Source organism: Pseudomonas sp. KH_024_B2, assembly GCF_057839965.1.
Genome location: NZ_CM174502.1, coordinates 3,501,149 through 3,524,103, shown reverse-complemented (window position 1 = coordinate 3,524,103; position 22,955 = coordinate 3,501,149). Strand labels below are relative to the sequence as shown.

Genomic DNA, 22,955 nt, shown 5'->3' with positions numbered 1-22,955 from the left:
GTTGTCGGGCATCAACCCTTTAACGCGCCGGCAGTGAGACCGGAAACGATTCGGCGCTGGAAGATCAGCACCAGAATCACCAGTGGGACGGTGACCACCACCGATGCGGCCATCAACAGCCCCCAAGGCAGCTCATGGGGGCTGCCGCCGGAAATCAAGGCGATGGCGACCGGCACCGTGCGTTGCGTGTCGGTGAGGGTGAAGGTCAGGGCAAACAGGAACTCGTTCCACGCGGCGATGAACGCCAATAAGCCCGTGGTGACCAGTGCGGGCCAGAGCAGCGGCAACAGCACCTTGGTCAGGGTGACCCAAGGGGACGCGCCATCCATGATTGCCGCTTCTTCCAGTTCATGGGGCAGTTGTCCCATGAACGTGGTCAGCACCCAGACGGTGAAGGGCAGGGTGAAAATCGTGTAGCTCAGGATCAACGCCCAGGACGTGTTGTACAGGCCCAGGGCGCGGATCACCTCGAACAGCCCCGACAGCACCGCGACCTGGGGAAACATCGACACGCCAAGGACCATCATCAACACCGTGCCACGCCCTCGGAACTTCACCCGGCCCAGGGCATAGGCGGCGGTCAGGCTGAGGAACAACGCCAGCGTCACCACGCACAGCGCAACCACCAGCGAGTTACCGATAGCCCGCAGGAATGAGGCTTGATGGAGTACCGCCGCGTAATTGGAAAAGTCGGGGTTATCGATCCAGTAGCTCACCTCGAACAAGGCGCTGGACGGCTTCAGCGAAGTCACGATGGCGTAGTAGAAAGGGAAGACCGCATACAGCAGCAACACCCCGATCAGGCACCAGAACCCGAGGCGCAACAGCGCTTTTTTCAGTAGGCGCAGGTTCATGACCGGACCTCCAGTTGACGACGTCCGAGATAGAGATAAAGCAGGGCGATTACCGCAACCACCAGAAACAGCAGAGTCGAGGCCGCGCTGCCGTAACCGACGTCCTGGAACTCCACCAGGTGCTGGCGGGCATAGACCGACATACTCATGGTGCTCGACGAGTTCGAGGTCAGCACATAGATAACGTCGAATACCCGCAGGGAGTCGAGGATGCGGAAGATCGCCGCCACCAGCAATGCCGGCATCAGCAGGGGAAGCGTGACACGCCAGAACACCTTCAGCGGATGAATGCCATCGACCCTGGCGGCTTCGTAGCAATCGCTCGGCAACATCTGCAACGCAGCAAGCATCAGCAGCGTGACAAAAGGCACGGTCTTCCAGACGTCGACGATGATCACCGCCCACATCGATAGATCCGCATCCGCCGTCCAGGCCAGGGGCGCGTCAATCAGGCCGAGGCGCAGCATCAGGTGATTGATGATGCCGAACTGGTCGTTGAGCATCCATGACCAGATCTTCGCCGAGACAATGGTCGGAATCGCCCACGGAATCAGAATCAACGCACGCACCAGGGAACGGCCGGTGAACTTGATGTTCAACAGCAACGCCACCAGCAGTCCCAGTACGACTTCCAGTCCCACCGACACCAAGGTGAAATGCAAGGTGTTGCGTACCGCGTTCCACCATTGTGGATCGACCAGGATGCCCGACCAGCTGGAACCGTTGTGGAACAGATAATTGCTCAAGCCTATGAAGGTTCCGCCACCGGTGTCCGCCAGGTTGGCGTCGGTCAGGCTGAACCAGAATGTTCGCAGTAGCGGCCAGGCCGCCACCAGGGCCAGACACAGCAACATCGGTGTCAGAAACAGCCAGGCGGCGCGTACCCGGCGACGCTGTACCGGCGTTTCCCTGGTGAGCAGGAGCTCGTCACAGGGGGCAGTAGTAGAGACAGACATGGTGATTTCCTTCCTTGTGGCTTACCAGTTCCGGCGTTTGATGCGCGTGAGTTCGCTTTCCAGTTCGGCCAGCGCCTGATCGACAGGCAACTCGCCCGCCAGCACGCCATGCACTCGATCGAAGAACGCATTGGAGACCCGTGGATAGCGATCGGCAGTTATGGATGCGGGGCGCATGACCCCATCGTTGAGAATGCTGTGCAGCTGAGCGTAATAAGGCATTGCTGCGAGCAGCTCGGGATCTTGATAGAGCGACTCGATAACCGGGTTATAGGCGCCTATCAGGGCACGATGTTTTTGCTGTTGGGCACTGCTCAGGTAGCTCACCAGCTCTGCGGCAAGTTTTGGATGGGCGCTGTAACGCGATACCGCCAGGCCCCAGCCACCGAGGGTGGAGGCATGGGTGCCGGTCTTGCCGCCACGGGGCAGGGGGGCGACCCCGACCTTGTCTTTTACGGCACTGTCCTGGCTTTGTACCAGAGCCCAGACATACGGCCAGTTACGCATGAACAGCGCATTGCCCGACTGGAATACGCCACGTCCTTCTTCCTCGGTGTAATTGAGTACGCCGCGCGGGGAGATGTCTCCTACCCAGCTTTTCGCCAGGGTCAAAGCCGTTCTTGAGGCCTGACTGTTGACCACGATGTCTCCGCGTGAATTGACCAGCCCGCCTTCCGGTTGGCTGCTGATCCACTCCAGCGCATTACACGTCAGGCCCTCGTAGGCGCGTCCCTGAAATATGTAACCCCAGGCATTGGGGTTCCCGGCAGTGCGCTCGGCCTGTTGAATAGTCCTGGCGGTAGCGGTCATTTCCTCCCAGGTCTGGGGAACCTGCTGGTGGTACTTCTCGAGCAAGTCCTTGCGGTAATACAACAGACCCGAGTCGGTGAACCACGGCATCGTCACCAGCCGTCCATTCACCGTGGCGTTATCCACCTGTGCCTGGAAGTAGCCCTGGGTCGCGTTGGCGGGAAGCACCTCGCGCAGATCCAGCAGATGTTTGGCCAGCATCCCCGGCCACACCATATCGATCTGAATGATGTCGATGTCGGAGGACTGCGCACTGAGGATCTGTTGGTAGAACGACAACCGCTCGGTCGCCGAGTTAGGCGTGGAAACCACCTCGACGTGGTTGCCGGTCTGTTTCGACCACGCCTCGACAGCCTCTTTGCAGAGTTGCAACTCCGCACCCACCGCACCGCAGGAGATCGTCAAATCGGCTGCGCTCGAGACGGACGGAAGCCCGGCACAGAGGGTGAGTAGTGCTGCAGGAAGGAGAGATTTCAGTTGTTTCATAAAGCCCTCTTTATTTTTGTTTTGAGAGAAGTTAACGTTAACATCGTCAATGTAGCAGCGTATTTGCGATGAGGCATCCTTTTTTTTGTCGATTCGGGCAATTCACGAATCACGGAAAAAAGGCTCAGTTACTGGAACAAAAAAACAGCGTATTTGCGATGAGGCATCCTTTTTTTTGTCGATTCGGGCAATTCACGAATCACGGAAAAAAGGCTCAGTTACTGGAACAAAAAAACAGCGTATTTGCGATGAGGCATCCTTTTTTTTGTCGATTCGGGCAATTCACGAATCACGGAAAAAAGGCTCAGTCACTGGAACAAAAAAACAGCGTATTTGCGATGAGGCATCCTTTTTTTTGTCGATTCGGGCAATTCACGAATCACGGAAAAAAAGCTCGGCCACTGGAACAAAACAATAAAAACAAAACAGGAAATCCCCATGCAGAAAGCATCAAGATGGCTACTCGCAGGCGTGCTCAGCACCTCGGCGGCGACCACTCAGGCCGCGACCCTGGAAGAGCGCATGGCTGCGTTTGAAGCCCGTGCCAGCGCAGCGGAAAAACGCGCCGCCGCAGCCGAACAGCAAACCCAGGCACTTGCCAGGGAATTGCAGCAAATCAAACTTTCCACTCCCGCCTTGCAGCCCGCTGCGTCTACTGCAGCAGCCATGTCGGCGCCTGCTTTGGACACCCGACTGGCAAAACTCGAAGCCCGTCAGCAAAGCATGGAAAAACAGGGCAGTACCGGACACCTCACTGACGGCTTCAGCTTCAAAGGCTACGCCCGCTCCGGATTGCTGATCAACGATGGGCTGGGTGGTGGGCGTGGCGGCCCTTATACGACCCCTGCCGGTTCAGTCGGTGGTGCAGTCGGGCGACTGGGTAACGAAGACGACACCTACATGCGCATAGACCTGTCGAAAGAAGCCTATGCGCAGAATGGCACCCGTTCCAAATTCACGGTTTCCATCGCCGATGGCGTGGAAAGTTCCAATGACTGGACGGCCGACGAAAGCAACCTGAACGTGCGTCAGGTATTTACCGAGCTCGATCATCTCGCCGCATTCAAGGGCAATTCAGTGTTCGAGAACGCCACCCTGTGGGCAGGCAAGCGATTCGATAGAGATAATTTCGATATCCACTGGCTGGACTCGGACATCGTCTTTCTGGCCGGTACGGGGGGTGGTATCTACGATGTGCAGATGAACAAGGACTGGCGCTCGAATTACTCCTTGATCGGGCGTAACTACGGGGATTTCAGTGAGGGCGGTGTCAATGCCGATGTGGAAAGCTACATCCTGACCTCCAATCAGTTCTTCGACAATGGTCAGTGGCAGTGGATGTTCAATGGCATTGGCTCGAAGAAAAACGACTTTGGCACCCGCAGCAATGAAGCGGGTCTGACGCCTGCGGATTCCGGCTTGCACAGCATGCTGGCCAATCACCAGAAAAACTTTTTCGGCAGGGAAGGCTTCTTCAAAACGGCGCTGCTCTATGGGCAAGGCCTGGGGGCGGAGGTCAAGAACATCGGCTCGGATGGCGAACTGATCGACGATGCCCGCGCGCTGCGTCTGGCGCTTTATGGTGAGACACCCATTGCGCCTGGCTGGCGCATCGGCCCAAGCTTGCTGGCCGAACAAAGCAAGGACAGATACGTCAAGGGTGACGACTACCGCTGGATGACCTTGAACGTGCGGTTGGCCAATGAAATCAACAGCAATTTCGAGATGGCCTACGAAATGAGCTGGCAAACCATGGACCTCGACCCCAAGGGCTACCTGCAGCGTAATGCGGTCGACGGTAACTTCTGGAAATTCACGGTCGCCCCGACATTCAAACCCGACTTTGGAGACCTGCTCACCCGTCCCGAATTGCGAGTGTTCGCAAGCCTCATGAACTGGTCTTCGGATCTGGACAGATACAGTTCCACAGACTCCTTCGGCAAGTCGGACTTCAACGCCGGCGGTGTATGGCAGTACGGCATACAGATGGAAACCTGGTTCTGAGGGAGTGCTCGCCGAGCGCTGCCGCGCTGAACACTTGTAGGAGCACGGCTTGCCGGCGATGGTGTTCTTGAGATCGCCATCGTCGGAACGCCGCCCGGACCAAGCTCAGCTCCAAGATTTGAGCTATTGCGCCAAATAGCTTTCTTGTACACGCGCCACAGTGCCGTCACTGCGAAGTGTTTCAATCGCCGCGCGCAAGTCTTGCACCAGTTGCGCGGAGCAACGCTTGGAGCAAGCCAGATAGAGATCCACTTTGCTCATGACGGGACTCATGAGCAGTTTGCGTTCAGACACCTTCGGCCAAATGTATTGGCTCTCGGGGACACCGTTGAACCAGGCATCAATGCGACCTTTCAAGAGCATTTGCGCGGGATTGTCACCAATGATCAGCGGGTAGATCTGCTCGCTGCTGAAGCCTTGCGTGCGCAGGATTTCCTCTTGCGCACTGCCCAGGCCGACACCGATCAGGCGGTAGGCCTTCCTGGCTTCTGCGAAGCTGCTCACTTGCCGGTCAAGGCTGAAAAAAGCTCGCTCCATGGGCATGATGGGGGCGATCCAGGTGAAGAGGTGTTCACGTTCTGGCGTGCGTGACAAAGGGGCGATCAACAGGTCCTGCTGTTCATTGACGTATTTCTGCGCTCTGGCCCAGGGGAGCCCATGGATATGTGCGACATGGCCAGCCTTGGCAATGGCGAGCAGGATGACGTCGCCGACTATCCCGTGACCTTTGGCGTCGTCGATAAACGTCAGTGGAGGCGCGTCCGGGATATACAGTTCAAGCGGCAACGGTGCACCACACGCGCTATAGGCTGTCAGCAGCGATACCAACAGGCAAAGCGTCTTGGTACAGGCATTCAGTACGCGTGTGGTCGGGTTCATGGTTGATATATCAGGCATTGAAAGGAGGGGGGCGCCGACTCAAGGCAGGACCCATCTTCCCATAGGTCAACGCGCGATGCGATGGCAGCGAACCCATTGCGGGTTCGCCTGGTGTTCTCAGAGGATCGGCGTGACCCCGATGCCGCCTACTTTTTACTTGATTGCTCTCTGATCTGGGTCAGGCTAAGTCGAGGCGTCAAAGCTTCTGGATCGATTCTGATCTCAATCAAGGATGGTCGGGACATTTCAAGGCAGCGTTCAAAAGCGGGCGCAAATTCCGACGTGGCTGTTACCACCTCGCCATGCAGTCCATAGGCTTGGGCAAGTGCAGCGAAATCCGGGTTAAGCAATTCAGTCCCTGAAACCCGTCCTGGGTAATTGCGCTCCTGGTGCATTCTGATGGTTCCGTACATCCCGTTGTTGATCACCACGAAAATCACGTTGGCGCCATGCTGCGCTGCAGTCGCTATCTCCTGACCATTCATCAAGAAGCAGCCATCCCCTGAAAACGAAACCACCACTCGATCCGGGTACGTCAGTTTGGCGGACACAGCGGCTGGAACACCGTAACCCATGGAACCGTTGGTAGGGCCGAGCTGGGTGCGGTACTGGCGGAACTGGTAGAAACGTTGAAGCCAGACGGCGTAATTACCGGCACCATTGGTAAGGATGGCGTCATCGGGTAGTCGCTGATTCAGCCAGCCAATGATTTCGCCCGGTTGAACATCGCCAGGTGAGGCCGGGCATTCCAGGTTACGCAGATAGTGATCGTTCAGTGTGCGCGTCCACTCACGGTGATGGTGTGACGGGGTGGGCGCAAGTCGGGCGGCCATCGCTGCGAAGCTCGACATACTGCTGTTAATCGCTAGCGCTGCCTGGTAAACGCGTCCCAACTCTTCGATACCTTGATGAACATGAATCAGGGTTTGTTTGGGGACGGGGATATCCAAAGCCGTGTATCCACCTGTCGAAACCTCTCCCATTCGAGAGCCCACTACCAACAGGAGATCGGCGTCCTTGACCGCTGAAGTCAGTTGGGTGGAGGCGGCGAATCCCAGATCGCCGACATAGTTCGGATGTCGATTGTCGAACAGGTCCTGGCAGCGAAAAGAAGCTGCAACCGGGAGGTTCTGCTGTTCAGCAAAAAGCCGAATGTTGTGCACTGATTCGGTATCCCAGCCGCTGCCACCGAGCACCATCAGTGGACGCTCGGATTGCTGGAGCAGTTGCTGCATAGCTGCCATTTGCTCGGCTGCGGGAGTCATCAATACACGTTTGAAAGGCCCGGCATCATTGACTTCCGCCATTTCGCTCAGCATGTCTTCTGGCAGTGCGACCACTACCGGTCCTGGCCTGCCATTGACCGCTCGATGGAACGCTTGGCTTATCAGCTCGGGAATTCTGCTTGTGTCGTCTATCTGGACGACCCATTTCGCCAAGGGACCAAACATCTGGCGAAAGTCAATTTCCTGAAAGGCTTCGCGATATTGTTGATCGCGAGCTACCTGGCCAATGAACAGAATCATCGGCGAGGAATCCTGAAACGCCGTGTGAACGCCAACAGAGGCGTTTGTTGCACCCGGGCCTCGGGTAACGAAGCAGATGCCTGGCTCGCCAGTGAGCTTGCCATAGGCTTCCGCCATATAGGCGGCCCCACCTTCTTGACGGCATACGACCAGATCGATTTCTTCCTGTACGTCATGCAATGCGTCGAGTACCGCGAGGTAGCTTTCTCCCGGAACACAGAAAGCTCTTTTAACGCCATGGATGCGTAAGGCATCCACCAGGATTTGACCTCCGCTACGACGAGAAATGGTTTTATGCATTGTTATCTCCTGAGTCGAATGGTGCGGGGTGGGCGGCGCACTTCCTGACAGGTACTGACTCGATCAATCAGAAGCACAACGGCAAACCCGGGTTTGCCGTTGTTGACTCGAGTCTAGACGAGAGGAGGAACCGCCAACGTGGTGGAGCATTCCAGCAATGAGCGGCGTTGGGTGTCGGCGTAGAGCTTGAGTTCGTTGATAACTTTTTGCCCCAGTGCTTTTTCGAACTCGTCCTGATTAGAGCTACCGGCATAATGGCTTTGTGAGTCATCGCCGAGGTTCGACTGAAAGATTCCCGCTGCGCTGACAGGCAAGAAGTCTTCGTAGACGAGTGGCTCGTAGTGAATGTGCCCCTGAGCGATGAGGTCTTGCCGCGAGCTTGGTCGGTAGCTGTTACTGCGCGATGCAATGCCGAGTTGCGTTGGAAAGTAGCGGAAGTAGGCAAGTCCCTTATCGTGCAGATCCGCGTAGTTGTCCGGGAATTCCTTGAAGTGTTTTTCCAGCAGTTCGGTGTATTTTTCAGCGTTGGATTCAGAGGGGAACTCACCTAACTCTGCTCGTGCCGCGTTCAGCAGGGTGTCGTACAAGGCACGGCCTTTTGGTGTGAGTGCTGCACCGCGTTGTTCAATTTCCCCGAAGCGAGCCGTATGGCTACCGAAAGCACTGTTGCTTTGGTCGGTGAAGGCTACGGTTTCCTGGAGCGCCTTGAAGCTGGTTTGACGCAGTAAAATAGGGCATTCACGGCGTGGCGGCCCTTCGATAACGGCCTTTGGTGTGATGCCTTTTTGCGGCATTCCCTGCTGGATCATGTCAATGTCCAGAGTCCTGGGAGTCAGGTGGTTGATATGCGGGCCTTTGAAAGCGACAACGTCAGCGATGAGTCTGTGTTGATCATGCAGGCGCTGATATTCTTTTGCCGTCACTGTCGCATCGTGATGCCAGCGGAATGTTTCTAATGCTTCCTGAATGAAGTCCTTGGCATCCTTGGCATCAAGACCGCCATTGGCTTCGAATTTCTCGATCAGGGCCAACGCATTCGGTGTGAAAATCTGCCGTTGATTCAGGATTGCCTGAACCCGTTTTCGCAGTTCTTCGTTCTCAATCAGATCCAGGCGCAGCAGGGAGGTGAATACGCGGAACGGGCTTGCCTGCAGTGACGCTTCATGTACGGCGCGAAATGCAGTGGAGTGCACTGGGACGCCGGCAGGCGTCAGGTCATAGTAGCCGACTGGTTGCATGCCCATTACGGCGAACAGTCGTGCAATAGTTGCGAGCTCTTGCGCAGTGCCAACGCGGATCGCCCCGTGACGTTCCATGTCCAGGCGCTCGATTTCTCCTGTGCGCTTCAGATAATCGGCAACAGTCTTGTTTGACTCCAGCACCTTTTCGTTGGTTTCTGCGACTAGCTCCATGAGTGTTCCGTAGAGGGGGACTTCATCCTTGTACATCTCGGACATGGCGCGGGAAAACCGGGCGCGAATTTCGTCCGGGTCGACGAAACCTGGGGTGTTCATCAAAGGAACTCCTTGCTGAATATCTATGTGTGGCGTGGGCGATTGAGCTCAGAAAACTGAGTTCTGTGCCATGGATTCTGAGCATCATCGAGTGGGGGTACAAACGATGATTGTTCAGAATTTCATTCCTTCAGCTATTGAAGTCGGGCTTGGCTGCGAAGGCGGCCTGACAGCCGGCCTGCGTCTCACGGATGTACCCAAATCCACTGTGGGAGCGAGCTTGCTCGCGAAGGCGGCCTGACAGTCGGTCTATCTCTTGAGGGTGTACATATCCGTTTCTGCGGTAACGGCTACTTAGGGTTCCGCCCTGACGGCGGGTCACTTTGGAAAAGCCCCAAAGTAACCAAAGGGCTCTTGCCCCTTTCGTTCGGTGCCTCGCCTAGGCTCGGCATGCCCTCGCTCCGGTCCTGCTCCGTGGGCCCGCCGCGATCGGCCATCCATGGCCGTGCGCGGCTAACCCGGCATCCATGCCGGGTTGCCCACTGCGCAGAACCTGCGCTCGGCCTCTCGAGGGGGCGGTGCATCAAGATCAAAAGCTGCAGGCGAGCTAACGCTCGGCCTGTTGAGTGGTGAAAAGCGAGTTGTACGCCGAGCCATTGTGGGAGCGAGCCTGCTCGCGAAGCTGTTGATCTTGCCGTTGCCGTTGCCGTTGCCGTTGCCGTTGCCGTTGCCGTTGCCGTTGCCGTTGCCGTTGCCGTTGCCGTTGCCGTTGCCGTGGCTTTGGCTTTGGCTTTGGCTTTGGCTTTTGAACTTGATCTGCCTGCCCCTTTCCCAGAGGCCGAACGCAGGCGTTGCGCAGGGGGCATCTCGGCATGGATGCCGAGATAGCCGCCCCCGGTCCAGAGTGTGTAAAAACGCAGACACCGTTTGGAAATCTGCGTTGCTACGTAAAATCTGCCAGCGCTTGGCTAGTCAGCAGACCTGAAATTTGCGTAGGAACGCGATTTTCGTTCTGGTTCTGACCGTCAAACCTGCTCTAAAACGTTTTTACACAGCCTCGGCCATGGATGGCCGATGGCGGCGGGCCCCCGGAGCAATGCCGGAGTGAGGGCATGCCGAGCCTAGGCGAGGCACCGAATGGTGGGGCAGAAGCGCTTTGGTTACTTTCGACTGGGCCGGCATTCCGGATTTTCGAAAGTGACCCGCCGTCAGGGCGGAACCCTAAGTGGCCGTTACCGCAGGAATGGATATGTACCCGACCCCAAGTGGCCGTTACCGAAGAAACGGATATGTTCACCAGCAAGAGACAGGTCGGCTGTCAGGCCGCCTTCGCGGGCAAGCCCGCTCCCACAGTGGATCTGGGGCACGGGAAACAGCTTCGATCAAGTCCTCAAACGTCACCAGTGCCCGAAGTTCATCGGCGTTTATTATGCGAACACTCATGGCAGCACCTCCAGCGTGCCACGTCCAACGAAGGCAACGTCCCCACCGACCTGAACCGTAGTGACTGCGCTGCTGCTGCCTTCAGGCTTCACACGAAGCACGCTCGGGCGTCCAGTGAAGCGCCCCTGATGAAGCGTGAATAATTCACCAGATCTGGCCAAACCATGTTTTAAACGGTACGCGCCGATAACGCCTGCGGCGCTGCCGGTGGCGACATCCTCCATAATCACTTGCCAGGTTTGGCGCGCGGCCTTCGTGGAGTCGTAAAGCGTTGCCGCGGCCGCGATGATCGGATGGCCCGTGGCGTCGAGGGACGAACTTCGCCGGTAGACCCCTTATGAGCTCTATCGGCGCAGGGGCGATCACGTATCAGCGAATTCCAGCCAGACAGCTCTCGAAGATGTCGAGCCCTTCGTTCAAGATTGCCGGTTCGATCGTCAACGGTGGCAGCAGTCGAATGATGTGGCGGGATTTCCCGCTAGGCATCAACAGCAGACCGTTTTGTCTGGCGCTGCCAAGCAGCTGTGCTAACACCGAAGTCGCAGGCAGCCCCTCAGGAGTCATCAGCTCAATCCCTCTCATTGCCCCAACACCGGTCAATCTGCCGAGATAAGGGGAGAGCTTATTTTGCTGCCATGCCTGATACCGACTGACGATTGCCTTTTCCTGATTTTCGCCCCAGGAAGAAAGGTTGGCGTCGGTCATCTCGTCCAGTGTGGCGAGCGCAGCAGCGCAGGCAATCGGGTTGCCTGAGTAAGTCCCACCCAAGCCGCCTTTGGGCAAGGTGTCGAGCAGATATTTTTTACCGACCACCGCGCCCAGTGGAAGGCCGCCGGCAATGCTTTTACCCAGCAGGATCAAATCGGGTTCGATACCCAGTCGTGTAAATGCAAAGCGCTGCCCCGTGCGACCGAATCCGGACTGGATTTCATCGACAATCAGCAAAATGCCCTTTTCGTCGCAGAACTTGCGTAATGCTTGTGCAAACTGCGGGTCGAGGGCAAGGAATCCGCCTTCGCCCTGGACGGGTTCCAGAATGAAACAGGCGACTTCATCGACGTCGATCTCGACGCTGAACAGCCGATCCATTGCTTTAAGCGCTTCCAGCGACGTGACGCCAGTGTCTTCACTCGGGTAGGGCAAGTGGTAAACGGGGCCCGGCAAGGTGCCGACACGCTGCTTGTAGGGGGCGACTTTCCCGTTCAAGTTCAGGGTGGCCAGGGTGCGTCCATGAAAGCCGCCATCGAATGCGATGACGGCAGTACGACCGGTCGCTGCACGGACTATTTTCAGCGCATTCTCTGCGGCCTCGGCACCACTGTTGGTCAACATGCCGCTGACCGGCCAGGGCACGGGAATGAACTCGGCCAGTCGAGCCATCAGTTGTTTATACGGTTCGTGGGGCGCGGCATTGAAGGCGTAATGCGTCAATTTGGAGGCTTGATCGCACACCGCCTCGACCACCCGTGGATTGCAGTGACCCAGGTTCAGAACGCCAATGCCGCCGACGAAATCGATGTAACGCTTGCCGTCAGTGTCCCATACCTCTGCGTTTATACCGCGACTCAACGTGATGGGGTGGACGATTGCGATGGACTCGCTGATGGAGGACTGTGTCATGATGGCGTCGTCCATTGGCACTGTTTTGTGGCACGCATTGGCATTTTTATGTTCCTGGCTGCATAGGTTTTTTTCTATGTAAGCGAGGAATGCCAGGTCACGACAAGCGAAAAGAAATTACGGAGTCATTCCGTAAACTCTTGAAGCCTCAAAGTGGGTGGTTTCCGAACCTGGCTTGCTCCAGTACCCATTCAACAAAATTGCCTACCTTCGGTATGTCAGCGGCGTGCTCTGCATAGGCCATGAAATGTGATCCGGTGCTGCGCACGGAGTAGTCCCAGGCAACCACCAGTTTTTTCTCGGCAATCTCGTCGCTGACCAGAAATTTAGGTATCAGTGCCACTCCGCAGCCTGCCTGGGCTGCGCGTATGCACATGTAAAACGTATCGAAGCGTGGGCCGTGATAGCTGTTTTCCGTATGCAGATCCTGCTCGAGAAACCATTCGTGCCAGGCTTCAGGTCGAGAGGTGCATTGCAGCAAGACCAGGTCAGTCAGGTCGGCGGCACTCTTGATCGATCTGTTGGCCAGAATGTCCGGTGAGCAAACGGGTACCACGTCTTCGTCGAAAAGCTTGGTGCAGACAGCTCCTGGCCATGAGCCATGGCCGAAGAAGAAGGCGACGTCAGCCTTTGCCTTGAGCAGGTCGAAGGGTTCCAGTTCGCTGCGGATGTCCAGATGGATATTAGGAAAACGCTTACCGAAACCTTTCAGATTCGGTACCAGCCACCGTGCGCCAAAGGTGGGTTGGGTGGCTACTCGCAGGACTTCGGTTTCGCCTCCGTACGAAAGAATGTACCGGCTCGACATATCGACCTGGGTCAATATTTTATCGACCTCAGCGAGGTACAGCTCTCCCGCAGGAGTCAGCTGCAGGCGTCGGCGTACGCGATGAAAGAGGTGATGTCGGAGCATTTCCTCCAGTTGCGCAACCTGTTTGCTGACAGCGCTTTGGGTCAAATGGAGCTCTTCGGCTGCTCGAGTGAAACTCAAGTGACGAGCCGCTGCTTCGAAGCACTGAAGGGCTGCCATGGAAGGAGTCAGGCGTTTGGACATATCTCTCTCTATCTGGTGAGAAATCAACTTCATTAGCTCAGGGAATGATGTGCTGAGTAAACGTCGTTTGTTGATCGATGGGATCGGATTAATACTGATCCGGATCAATAATTACAACCACCATCAGATGCAGGAGAAAAAAATGGTTGATGGACTGCTTAAAGCCCTTGGCGTTTCTGAGGCAGCATTCACGAATGGCGGCTATCCCATTCATACACCTATCGATGGTAGTCAAATCGCTTCCGTCACGTTAGAAGGCAAAGCTGCCGTCGCCGAGAAGATCGATCTCGCCCATCAGGCCTTTCTTTCCTGGCGCGATGTGCCGGCGCCACGTCGTGGTGAGCTGGTTCGTGTGTTCGGCGAAGTGCTGCGCAAGAACAAAGAACAGCTTGGCGAATTGGTATCGGTCGAAACCGGCAAAATCTTCCAGGAAGGCCTGGGCGAAGTTCAGGAAATGATTGATATCTGCGACTTCGCGGTCGGTCTGTCTCGCCAGTTGTACGGTTTGACTATCGCGTCTGAGCGCCCAGGTCACCACATGCGTGAAACCTGGCAGCCACTCGGCGTCGTTGGTGTGATCAGTGCGTTTAACTTCCCGGCTGCTGTATGGGCCTGGAACACCACTCTGGCACTGGTTTGCGGTAACTCTGTGCTGTGGAAGCCGTCCGAAAAAACCCCGCTGACTGCTCTGGCGTGCCAGGCACTGTTCGAGCAGGCACTGAAGATCTTTGGTCAGGCTCCAGAAGGGCTTAGCCAACTGATCATCGGTGATCGTGAGGCCGGTGAGGTTCTGGTTGATGATCCGCGCATTCCACTGATCAGTGCTACGGGTAGCACCCGTATGGGTCGTGAAGTCGGTCCACGAGTGGCGGCTCGTTTCGGTCGCAGCATTCTCGAGCTCGGCGGCAACAACGCGATGATCCTGGCGCCGAGTGCTGACCTTGATCTGGCCGTGCGTGGCATCCTGTTCAGTGCTGTCGGTACTGCCGGTCAGCGCTGCACCAGCCTGCGTCGTTTGATCGTGCACCGCTCGATCAAAGATGAGGTTGTTGCCCGAGTGAAAGCTGCATACGCCAAGGTGCGTATCGGTGATCCACGCAAGGACAATCTGATCGGGCCGCTGATTGATAAGCACGCTTTCGAATCGATGCAGGGTGCTCTGAGTCAGGCGCGTGACGAAGGTGGTCAGGTATTTGGTGGTGAGCGCAAGCTGCAGGATCAGTATCCGAACGCTTACTACGTTGCGCCGGCCATTGTTGAGATGCCAGGCCAGTCCGACGTCGTCCGTCACGAAACCTTCGCACCGATTCTGTATGTGTTGGCGTACGACGAGTTTGAGCAAGCGCTTCGTCTGAACAACGAAGTCCCTCAGGGCCTGTCGTCCTGCATTTTCACCCTGGACGTACGCGAAGCCGAGCGCTTCCAAAGTGCATCCGGCAGTGACTGCGGTATTGCCAATGTCAACATCGGCACCAGCGGCGCCGAAATCGGCGGTGCATTCGGTGGTGAGAAAGAAACCGGTGGCGGACGTGAGTCCGGTTCGGATTCCTGGAAAGCCTACATGCGTCGTCAGACCAATACGGTCAACTATTCTCGCGAGTTGCCTCTGGCTCAAGGGATCGTCTTCGATTGATGACGTTACTCCTCGCGCCGGTTTTGATCGGTGCGGGGAGTGCAGTTCGCCTGAATGGAATAATCGGCTGACAAGCTGTAAAAAATAATGCGAGTCTGCGGTAAAGAGGTTGATTGTATGGTTGAGTTACGTCGAGAGTGTCTTTGGGAACATGTCACGCCTGAACAGGCACTGCCTGGTGCACTGACCGGCAGTATCAAAGTCGATGTCTGCATTATTGGCGGTGGCATTACCGGGCTTTCGGCTGCGTTGACTTTGCTTGAGAACGGCAAGAGCGTTGCGGTGCTCGAGGCACATCGGGTCGGTCACGGTGGTTCCGGGCGTAACGTAGGTTTGGTCAATGCAGGTACCTGGATCCGCCCCGATGACGTGGAAGCTACTTTAGGCGCCAAGGTCGGGACTCGGCTCAACAAAGTTCTTGGGGATGCGCCAGCCCAGGTCTTCGCCACCATCAACAGGCTCGGTATCGATTGTCAGGCCCGTAACGATGGCACCCTTCATATGGCCCACAACGCTTCAGGTGTTGCTGACTTGCAAGCCCGCCATGATCAGTGGAAGCGCCGGGGAGCCAATGTTGAACTGCTGACAGGATCTCAATGCCAGGAATATTGCGGCACCGATAAAATTTCTGCGGCATTGCTGGATCATCGGGCCGGAACAATCAATCCGATGGGCTATACCACCGGATTGGCCGAAGCTGTGCGACGCCTGGGCGGTCATTTGTTCCAGAACACAGCCGTTACCCAGTTGGAGAAGCAGGGCCGTTCCTGGTGGGTCAAGACTGCGGGTGGCGCGGTTGTTTCAGACAAAGTCGTCATATCGACCGGTGCATACACCGAAGGCGATTGGTCTGAACTGCAGAAAAACCATTTCCGTGGCTATTACTACCAAGTGGCCTCGAAACCTCTGGCAGGTGCCGACGCCGATAACGTGTTGAAGCATGGCCAGGGATCCTGGGACACACGTCTGGTATTGAGTAGCATCCGCCGAGATGCAGAGGGACGCCTGCTGCTTGGCAGTATGGGCCGAACCGATAACAAGCCTGACTGGTTCATCAAAAGTTGGGCCGATAGAATCCAGGGCCACTACTTTCCTAAGTTGGGCAAGGTCGAGTGGGAAATGCATTGGACGGGGTGTATTGACTTTACGCCAGATCATTTGATGCGTCTGTTTGAGCCTGCGCCTGGTATCGTCGCGGTTACGGGGTATAACGGACGTGGAAATACTACCGGTACTGTTGTTGGCAAGGCCTTGGCTGACTATTTGATCCACGACCTGCCTGAAGATTTACCGATACCTTTCTCGACAATGAAGACACTCTATAGTGCGAGATTGCGAAGTGCATTCTATGAAAGCGGATTCTCTCTATACCATGCGGGTCAATGCTTGAGAGTTATTCTGTAAAAACAAAATAGAGTTGATGTAGGGCGCTCCTGTCGAATGCGTTCTCGAGTTCGGTTGATGGGAGCAATCAGCCGCAGGGGCGAGGATGGATGCCGTACGATGCACGATAGCCGCGGGTCACACTAGAGCGGCTGCACTTCTCTGACGCACGAGTCGCTCGACGAAGAATTCCAGATGCCCTCGCGCAGTACTCGGTAAAGGCCAGCGATTGACTCTCTGCGCAAGGGACTTGAATGCCAGGGCGCCCTTGGAACGTGGAAAAGCCTCATGCAGCGCCCGCTGGCTCTTCAGGGCCTTGAGCATGTTTTCGTCGTAAGGCACAGCGCCGGCATAGTGTAAGGAGACGTCAAGGAAGCTATCCGTGACTTTGCTCAGTTTTCTAAACAGGCTGCGGCCTTGCTGCTCGCCCAGCACCCTGTTGGCCAGTACACGGAAGCGGTTCATGCCGCAGTCGCGATTGAGTGCTTTGATTAGCGCATAGGCGTTCGTAATTGAGGTCGGCTCATCGCACACCACCACCAGTACTTCCTGCGCCGCGCGGGCGAAGTTGACGACCGAATCACCAATTCCGGCCGCGGTGTCGATTACCAGGACATCCAGATCATCGTCAATATCGCTGAAGGCCTGGATCAGTCCGGCGTACTGCGCCGAGGTCAGATGACTCATGTTTTGACTGCCGGAGGAGGCCGGGACGATACGAATTCCACCAGGCCCTTGATGTATCACCTCGCGCAACTCGCAGCGTCCTTCGAGTACGTCGACGAGGGTCTGATCGGGCGGGAGGCCAAGTGAGACGTTGACATTTGCCAGCCCGAGATCGCCATCCAGCAGCATGACGCGTTGGCCGAGTTTAGCCAGAGCCAGCGACAAGTTCACCGCCACACTCGTCTTGCCGACACCACCTTTGCCACTGGTTACCGCGATAACCTGTACGGGATTTATGCTGTCCATGTCGTTCTCATTGAAGTCGATTTGCCGGGTCAAGCCCCGATGCCGTCAGTTAAGCGAACGATGCGCCTTTGTAGGAGCGAGCTTGCTCGCGATGGACTCAAGGGCGACGCGTTTATTCAGAAAGCACGCGTTATCGTTAACGTCCATCGCGAGCAAGCTCGCTCCTACACTCATGTCGTAAGCGTAGAGTAATTAAACGTATTAATAGATAGCTTTTGACAGGAGCGTGAAGGGCCCTTTGGCGACCATTTTCCTGTTTGTACGAGTCTGTGCCAAAGCGCAAACCCTGCAGTGTCTAATTGCATAATGACATTTATTATATTAATAGTTCATTGTCGGCAGTGGCTGACGTTTTATAACGACAAGCGGCTTGTCAGGGCTACAGCATGACTGAATTTTTCTTGCAGTCCAGGCAAAGCTGAGCGTGATAAAAAATAAATTAATGGATTAACCGCTCAGGCCACTAGTGGCATGTTGAACTTGCCTGCGATCTAGAGCCCTGGATGAAATCCCATTAATAATTTCTACATCGCCTTGTGTAAGAAGCGATGACTCTAAAGTTTTATTAAAGTAAGTCTCTCAATAGCGGTTCAAGTTCAGGGTGATGTGAAGAAAGTAAATGCAGCGCATTGACGGCGTGCTAATCAAGGAGCCGATAGAGGCTCCTTTCGTTTGCCTGTGTTTTCGCCATTTTTCAGGCGCCAATATTTGTACTAGTTGGATGGTTTGAAAAGCGATAGGCCTTAGTGCGATTTATTCATGCGCGCTATTACAACCTCAGCCATAAATAACGACGTGTTCAACTAGATCTCACGGCGAGGAGAACTACAGCCCGATAAAAGACAAAAAAATTGACAACAAAAAACAGTCACTTTCTCCCTATATAAGTCGGTGATACATCATGATCAAGATCATGGCCTACTTTTTCATAGGAGTTGTAATTGCAGGATGCAACGGCATGGTAAAGCCCGACTTTTCGGGGTCTACTAACGATTCATACTTTTTAGTCTTCTCAGGCTTTCCTTTGCCGTATATCTATATGGCCTCGGCCGTGCAATGGAACGAGGACTACGCCGTCACCACCCGCCACACCCCGCTCATTTCCAACGTGAAATACAGCTGCAGCACAGGCTGCGACCTCGTCTTCATCCAGCACAAAGCCAACGGCCGCTACCCGTCATGGCGCGAACCGCGTGTGGGCGAGGACATAACTGCCGTTGGGGCGAGCCCATACCTGGTGACTGCCACCGGGAAAGGCAAGGTGTATCAAGCGCCTTTCGTCAATTCCGATGAACACAGCGGCGATCGCTATGCCATCCATGATGCCCCGCTGATCAAGGGGATGTCAGGAGGGCCAGTCATCGGCAGTGATGGCAGTATTGTCGGCATTAATATGGGTTTTTACTCCACCACACTGCACGATGTGAGCTTTCACCCCGGCCTGAAGGGCGCTGAGAGGATCAGCATCTTTATCCCGTACTCGATCATTCAGCGTGAGTGGGGGCTGTTGCAGGCAAAGCTTAATGATCCGCACAACACGAAATATGTCGCGAAGTAGCTTTTAGCTATCCCGACCCTATTTCAATGACGGCCCAATCTTTTCAGGTTGGGCTGTGGCGCGGCGTTTTCAGCAGCGGCGCTTTTCTTGCTATTCATCGAACGTCGCCTGGCAGCACCTTGATGGGCTCGATGTAAGCCGACTGCAAGTCCCGCTCCGGGATCTCCCAGATGATCTGTGTGGGGGGCGTTTCTTTGAAGGCCGGGTTGTTGAGGTAGCTGTTTGCGGCGCCGGAGAACGCTCCGCCATCTTTGGCGAAGTTACCCACGGGGGCGCCCAATGCCTGCTGCAGGAACCCCGCGAAGTTGGAGTTGCGCGAAAATGAGGTCCCTATGAGAGCGGTGTCAGGCAGGTTGGCATCTCCAAAGAGGTCCCCCACATTGTCAGGACTGTCGACTGGCACAGCGGGAAGTTCGAGGGTGCTGGTTTGGGCGACCATTTCGGGGGCGGGTTGCCATTTGAGCGGCAACCAGTCGATGCCTGCCAGATGGACCAGATCGCCAGGCCGCAGCGCGAGCAGGGCATGACTTTCTTCGAACGACCTGCGTGGCATTGCGGTGATGCCCAAGTTCTTCAGGCGCTGTGCGATGGCCTCGGCCGCAGCCTTCGCACCGGATTCGCTCCAGTGCGTATCGGTGCGCAACCAGGCACTGGCCCCCAGTGGCGTCAGCGCACCGGTCAGGTCCAGATTCGACACACCGCCCACACTCAGCTTTGAGGTCCAGGCCTGGATGCGCCCTTCGAGAGAGGCGGGGCGGTGCAGTGAGCAGCGTTGCGCAGCGGCGATGCGGCTCTTGTCTGGAACGATGACCACCAGCAGGCTGATTCCACGTCGAGAGAGCTGCTGTTTCAGATCAATCACTGCCTGGACCTTGGCATCGGCATTGCGCTGCGCTTGATGATTGACCTTGAGTTCATCGGCCAGAAACAGCCAGTCAGGGCAGCCCAAACGAACCCTCGACCCCATGTCGCTGAGGAACACCCAACTGCCACCACGCTCCAGGTCGGCGAAGGTGGTGGGAACGTGAGCTTTCGACAGCTCCTTGGCGATCCGATGGGTGATATCGCCTTCAAGCATCTGCCCGACCACCCACTTTTCAGGTATCAGCTCGATCTGCCCTGACCCGATCAACCGGCCTGAGGACAGCAACCCGACGAACAGAAATATCAGCAGCGCCACGCCAGCCAGCAGACTGCTGCGTGTCGCCAGATCATCTGGCTGAGTGGGGTCAGTGGAGTGCTCTGGAGTCGTCATCAGAATTGAAAGTACAGAAAGGGTACGGTCTCGCGACTGGCGATCAGTGCGAACGACAGCATGAAACCGGCGATGGGCCAAAGGGCGGCGGCGTAGAGCAAAAGGCCGCCCAGTCGTTTCTCACAGTAAGGGCGCAGCAGCGGTGCGACGACACCGAACACACCCAGCAAACCCGCAATGCCGTGTACCGGGCGCAGAGTCGCGGACAGTTCATCACCGAGGGCGATGCCCTGCAGGCCGAACTGTCCGGCATACAGGCGCAGCGCGCTGTGAAAGTCGGGGGCGCGGAACAGCGTCCAGGCCAGGCACACGAACAGCAGTGTCAGCCCATGGGAAAGCACCGGCGGTACCGGGGGCAGGGTGGAACGGTTCCAGGCACGATCAACACACAAGGCGATGCCATGGGCGCAGCCCCAAAGCAGATAATTCCAGCTATCGCCACCGTGCCAGAGGCCGGCGATGGCCATGATCAGGAACAGGTTGCGCCAGGTTTTCCAGGTGCCGTTGCGATTGCCGCCCAGCGGAATATAAAGATAGTCACGTAGCCAGCTGGACAGCGACAGGTGCCAGCGACGCCAGAAGTCCTGGATGCTGTTGGCCAGATAGGGACGGTCGAAGTTTTCGGGGAAGTGGAAGCCCAACATCAATCCCAGCCCAATGGCCATCGCGCTGTAGCCCGCGAAGTCGAAGAACAGTTGCAAGGAGTAGGCAAGGCAGCCAACCCAGGCGTCGACGAAGCTAGGGTTCGGCAAGCTGAACGCCACATCGACCACAGGCGACAGGGTGTCGGCCACCAGGACCTTCATGCACATCCCGACCATGAACCGGCGTGCGCCCAGCGAAAAATTCTGCAGGTTGAAGTAACGCTGATTCAGCTCGCGCCGCACCCAGTCATAGCGAATGATGGGACCGGCGACGGAATGGCCGAACATCGAAATATAGGTCGCGTAATTGATGAAGCTGCGTTCGACCGGCACGCTGCGGCGATGCACATCCACCAGATAGGAAATCGCCTGCAACACGATAAACGACAATCCGGCCGGCATGACGACCCGTTGCCAGTCCAGGGGCATGGCGCCGTACCAGGTGACGGCATCGATCAGCGTGCCGGCGACGATGTTGGCGTACTTGTACCAGCACAGCACCGCCGTGTTGAGCACGATCAGCGTCACGAGTATCCGTACACGGCCCCTGTCCTCCCGGAAAGCGTCAAGCAGCAGGCCGCCGATCCACGCGGCGATCGTCAGGATCACATGCACAGCGAGGAACCGTGGGCTCAACCAGCCATAGAACAGCCAGCTGCCGATCAGTAACGTGACGTTGCGCCAGGCGGCTGGGCACAGTGCATAGGCACACAGGAACAGCGGCAGGAACAATGTCAGAAACTCGAGAGAGGCAAAAACCATGGTAGTGCAGCGATCCGATCAGTGGGCCAGGACGTCAGTCACGAGCAGCAGGTATGGGCCGTTTACGCCAGGCAACAGTACAACGCTGTAGCGTTCGCCGGCCTTGAGCTGACCCAGGTCAAGCGGCGCACCGACGTCGGTTTGAGCACAGACCAATTGCACCGAAAGACTGACGGGGTTAATGGCGCGGCGTTGCACGCTACCGCTGGCCACATCCTTGAACAGGTCGGTGTTCTTCCCCGCAGCGCGCAAGCCGGCGTGGGTGCAACCTGGATCGGCGCTGATAAACGCCAGTGAAGCTCTCAGGCTATTGAAATCGTCGGGTTGCTCACGGATGACGACCTGGCGGATACCTTGAGTACTGTCCGGCAAGGCGATCACGCTGGCGAATTCGCCTGCTGCCACCTGGATGTCCAGCGGCTGGCTTTTGCCGTTGCGTTCCAGGGTGCCCTTGATCGGCTGGTTGGCGGGCACGGGCAGGTAGTCGGACACGGCATTCGGGCCTTCCAGTTTGAGGCTTGCCCGAGAGCCTTCGGCCAGCAACTGCAAGGGTCGGTCGGCGGCGTTGATAAAACGCAGGAAGGCCGAGTCCTGATCCGGGCCCGTCGGGTACAGGGCAATGTCGGCGGCTTGGGCGTGCAGGCTCAGCATCAAGGGCGCGAACAAGGTCCAGCCAGGTATTGGTCGGGTCATTTGCCGGCTCCTGTGCTGCTGACGCGGTCGGCGGGTAGTTTGGCCAATGCACCACCGATCGCAGTGCCCCATGCTTGATAACCGGCGACGGTGAAGTGCTGCCCGTCGGTGGTGATCCACTGCCCGGGTTTGGAGAACGTCAGCGAATCGATGTAGGTGCAAGGCGCCACGTTCGCGGCCAGAAACTGCGACATCAACTGGGTACGGGCATCATTCTTCTGGTACATGCCACCGGCCTTGCCCCAGGCCGGGCCCACCCAGGCGCAACGGGTCCCGGTGGCGGCGATGGCCTTGGCCAGGCCGGTGACGCTTTGCCATGCCCAGGCCTTTGGAAACACCGGCTTGTCATAGGACGCCATGGTATCGCCGATGACCAGTACCACCAGGTCGGGCTTGTCGGCGGCGATCAGGTCCTGGATCGGTGTGGTGGTTGCCTCGCGTCCCTTGATCACGATCTTGCCGTTGCCTTTGCGCTCGGCACCGCAGTCGACCTTCTTGCTGATCAGCCAGTCACCGGCGCTGGCGCCGCAGGCACCGATGGAGTGAACCTGGGCGCCTTGGCGAGTCAGGTTGTCGTGCAGCGGCTCGAGCAAATGGTCTGCGAGGCTCATATGGCTCTCCCCAAGGACAAGCAGAGTCAGACCGGCAAGGGCAGAAGTGGGCATCGAA

At 56.8% G+C, this 22,955-nt stretch carries 19 protein-coding genes; 5 read left to right on the top strand and 14 right to left on the bottom strand.

The genetic code is table 11. The features are described 5' to 3' along the window. Positions 1 to 11 precede the first annotated feature (11 nt). The 3 genes from AC3I0A_RS16315 to AC3I0A_RS16305 are packed head-to-tail and all read right to left on the bottom strand — an operon-like array spanning position 12 to position 3,106. Complete coding sequence (locus tag AC3I0A_RS16315; RefSeq protein WP_489373103.1) at positions 12 to 854, bottom strand: carbohydrate ABC transporter permease; 843 nt, start codon at positions 852 to 854, stop codon at positions 12 to 14. After that, positions 851 to 1,810: a carbohydrate ABC transporter permease gene (locus AC3I0A_RS16310; RefSeq protein WP_489373102.1), complete on the bottom strand. Its 960-nt coding sequence runs from the start codon at positions 1,808 to 1,810 to the stop codon at positions 851 to 853. Before AC3I0A_RS16310 ends, AC3I0A_RS16315 begins: the two co-directional genes overlap by 4 nt. Positions 1,811 to 1,831: 21 nt before the next feature. Beyond that, positions 1,832 to 3,106 carry an ABC transporter substrate-binding protein gene (locus AC3I0A_RS16305; protein ID WP_489373100.1) on the bottom strand — a complete coding sequence of 425 codons (1,275 nt, stop codon included), beginning with the start codon at positions 3,104 to 3,106 and terminating at the stop codon, positions 1,832 to 1,834. Between the two features lie 438 nt (positions 3,107 to 3,544). On the opposite strand from AC3I0A_RS16305, the gene AC3I0A_RS16300 reads away from it, so the two are divergent. Further along, the gene (locus tag AC3I0A_RS16300; RefSeq protein WP_489373098.1) at positions 3,545 to 5,110 is read left to right on the top strand and encodes a carbohydrate porin; all 1,566 of its coding nucleotides are present in this window, start codon (positions 3,545 to 3,547) and stop codon (positions 5,108 to 5,110) included. Between the two features lie 123 nt (positions 5,111 to 5,233). Here AC3I0A_RS16300 and AC3I0A_RS16295 read toward each other — a convergent pair whose 3' ends face one another. From AC3I0A_RS16295 to hglS, 3 genes are all read right to left on the bottom strand, one after another. Then, positions 5,234 to 5,989: a substrate-binding periplasmic protein gene (locus AC3I0A_RS16295; protein WP_489373096.1), complete on the bottom strand. Its 756-nt coding sequence runs from the start codon at positions 5,987 to 5,989 to the stop codon at positions 5,234 to 5,236. Between the two features lie 146 nt (positions 5,990 to 6,135). Then, positions 6,136 to 7,815: a thiamine pyrophosphate-binding protein gene (locus AC3I0A_RS16290; protein WP_489373095.1), complete on the bottom strand. Its 1,680-nt coding sequence runs from the start codon at positions 7,813 to 7,815 to the stop codon at positions 6,136 to 6,138. 113 nt (positions 7,816 to 7,928) lie between these two features. Then, a complete protein-coding gene (hglS, locus tag AC3I0A_RS16285) occupies positions 7,929 to 9,329 on the bottom strand; it encodes a 2-oxoadipate dioxygenase/decarboxylase HglS (protein ID WP_489373093.1) in 1,401 nt (466 codons plus the stop codon). Positions 9,330 to 9,399: 70 nt separating this feature from the next. Here hglS and AC3I0A_RS16280 point away from each other — a divergent pair, with 70 nt between their 5' ends. Continuing rightward, complete coding sequence (locus AC3I0A_RS16280) at positions 9,400 to 9,570, top strand: hypothetical protein (RefSeq protein ID WP_489373091.1); 171 nt, start codon at positions 9,400 to 9,402, stop codon at positions 9,568 to 9,570. Between the two features lie 1,138 nt (positions 9,571 to 10,708). Here AC3I0A_RS16280 and AC3I0A_RS16275 read toward each other — a convergent pair. The 3 genes from AC3I0A_RS16275 to AC3I0A_RS16265 all read right to left on the bottom strand — a co-directional run bounded on the left by AC3I0A_RS16275 (position 10,709) and on the right by AC3I0A_RS16265 (position 13,386). Beyond that, on the bottom strand, positions 10,709 to 10,936 hold the full coding sequence (locus AC3I0A_RS16275) for a PhzF family phenazine biosynthesis protein (RefSeq protein ID WP_489373089.1): 228 nt from the start codon (positions 10,934 to 10,936) through the stop codon (positions 10,709 to 10,711). Between the two features lie 145 nt (positions 10,937 to 11,081). After that, positions 11,082 to 12,332, bottom strand: a complete 1,251-nt coding sequence (locus AC3I0A_RS16270) for a 2-aminoadipate transaminase (protein ID WP_489373087.1) — start codon at positions 12,330 to 12,332, stop codon at positions 11,082 to 11,084. Positions 12,333 to 12,480: 148 nt separating this feature from the next. Then, positions 12,481 to 13,386 carry a LysR substrate-binding domain-containing protein gene (locus AC3I0A_RS16265; RefSeq protein WP_489373086.1) on the bottom strand — a complete coding sequence of 302 codons (906 nt, stop codon included), beginning with the start codon at positions 13,384 to 13,386 and terminating at the stop codon, positions 12,481 to 12,483. 142 nt (positions 13,387 to 13,528) lie between these two features. On the opposite strand from AC3I0A_RS16265, the gene amaB reads away from it, so the two are divergent. Then, complete coding sequence (gene amaB / locus AC3I0A_RS16260; protein WP_489373084.1) at positions 13,529 to 15,019, top strand: L-piperidine-6-carboxylate dehydrogenase; 1,491 nt, start codon at positions 13,529 to 13,531, stop codon at positions 15,017 to 15,019. 117 nt (positions 15,020 to 15,136) lie between these two features. Continuing rightward, positions 15,137 to 16,423 carry an L-pipecolate oxidase gene (gene amaA, locus AC3I0A_RS16255; RefSeq protein ID WP_489373083.1) on the top strand — a complete coding sequence of 429 codons (1,287 nt, stop codon included), beginning with the start codon at positions 15,137 to 15,139 and terminating at the stop codon, positions 16,421 to 16,423. A 117-nt stretch (positions 16,424 to 16,540) separates the two neighbouring features. On the opposite strand, the gene AC3I0A_RS16250 is transcribed toward amaA, so the two are convergent. Continuing rightward, the gene (locus tag AC3I0A_RS16250; protein WP_489373081.1) at positions 16,541 to 17,374 is read right to left on the bottom strand and encodes a MinD/ParA family protein; all 834 of its coding nucleotides are present in this window, start codon (positions 17,372 to 17,374) and stop codon (positions 16,541 to 16,543) included. Positions 17,375 to 18,332: 958 nt separating this feature from the next. Here AC3I0A_RS16250 and AC3I0A_RS16245 point away from each other — a divergent pair. After that, positions 18,333 to 18,932: a trypsin-like peptidase domain-containing protein gene (locus AC3I0A_RS16245; RefSeq protein ID WP_489378516.1), complete on the top strand. Its 600-nt coding sequence runs from the start codon at positions 18,333 to 18,335 to the stop codon at positions 18,930 to 18,932. Between the two features lie 94 nt (positions 18,933 to 19,026). Here AC3I0A_RS16245 and AC3I0A_RS16240 read toward each other — a convergent pair whose 3' ends face one another. The 4 genes from AC3I0A_RS16240 to AC3I0A_RS16225 are packed head-to-tail and all read right to left on the bottom strand — an operon-like array spanning position 19,027 to position 22,951. Then, positions 19,027 to 20,187, bottom strand: coding sequence for an alginate O-acetyltransferase AlgX-related protein (locus tag AC3I0A_RS16240; protein WP_489373079.1), 1,161 nt, complete (start codon positions 20,185 to 20,187; stop codon positions 19,027 to 19,029). Next, complete coding sequence (locus AC3I0A_RS16235; protein ID WP_489373078.1) at positions 20,187 to 21,593, bottom strand: MBOAT family O-acyltransferase; 1,407 nt, start codon at positions 21,591 to 21,593, stop codon at positions 20,187 to 20,189. The genes AC3I0A_RS16240 and AC3I0A_RS16235 overlap by 1 nt, the downstream gene beginning before the upstream one ends. A gap of 18 nt (positions 21,594 to 21,611) precedes the next feature. Then, positions 21,612 to 22,286 (bottom strand): alginate O-acetyltransferase AlgF, encoded by a 675-nt coding sequence (locus tag AC3I0A_RS16230; RefSeq protein ID WP_489373076.1) that lies wholly within the window; start codon positions 22,284 to 22,286, stop codon positions 21,612 to 21,614. Beyond that, positions 22,283 to 22,951 (bottom strand): SGNH/GDSL hydrolase family protein, encoded by a 669-nt coding sequence (locus AC3I0A_RS16225; RefSeq protein ID WP_489373075.1) that lies wholly within the window; start codon positions 22,949 to 22,951, stop codon positions 22,283 to 22,285. The genes AC3I0A_RS16230 and AC3I0A_RS16225 overlap by 4 nt, the downstream gene beginning before the upstream one ends. Positions 22,952 to 22,955 lie beyond the last annotated feature (4 nt).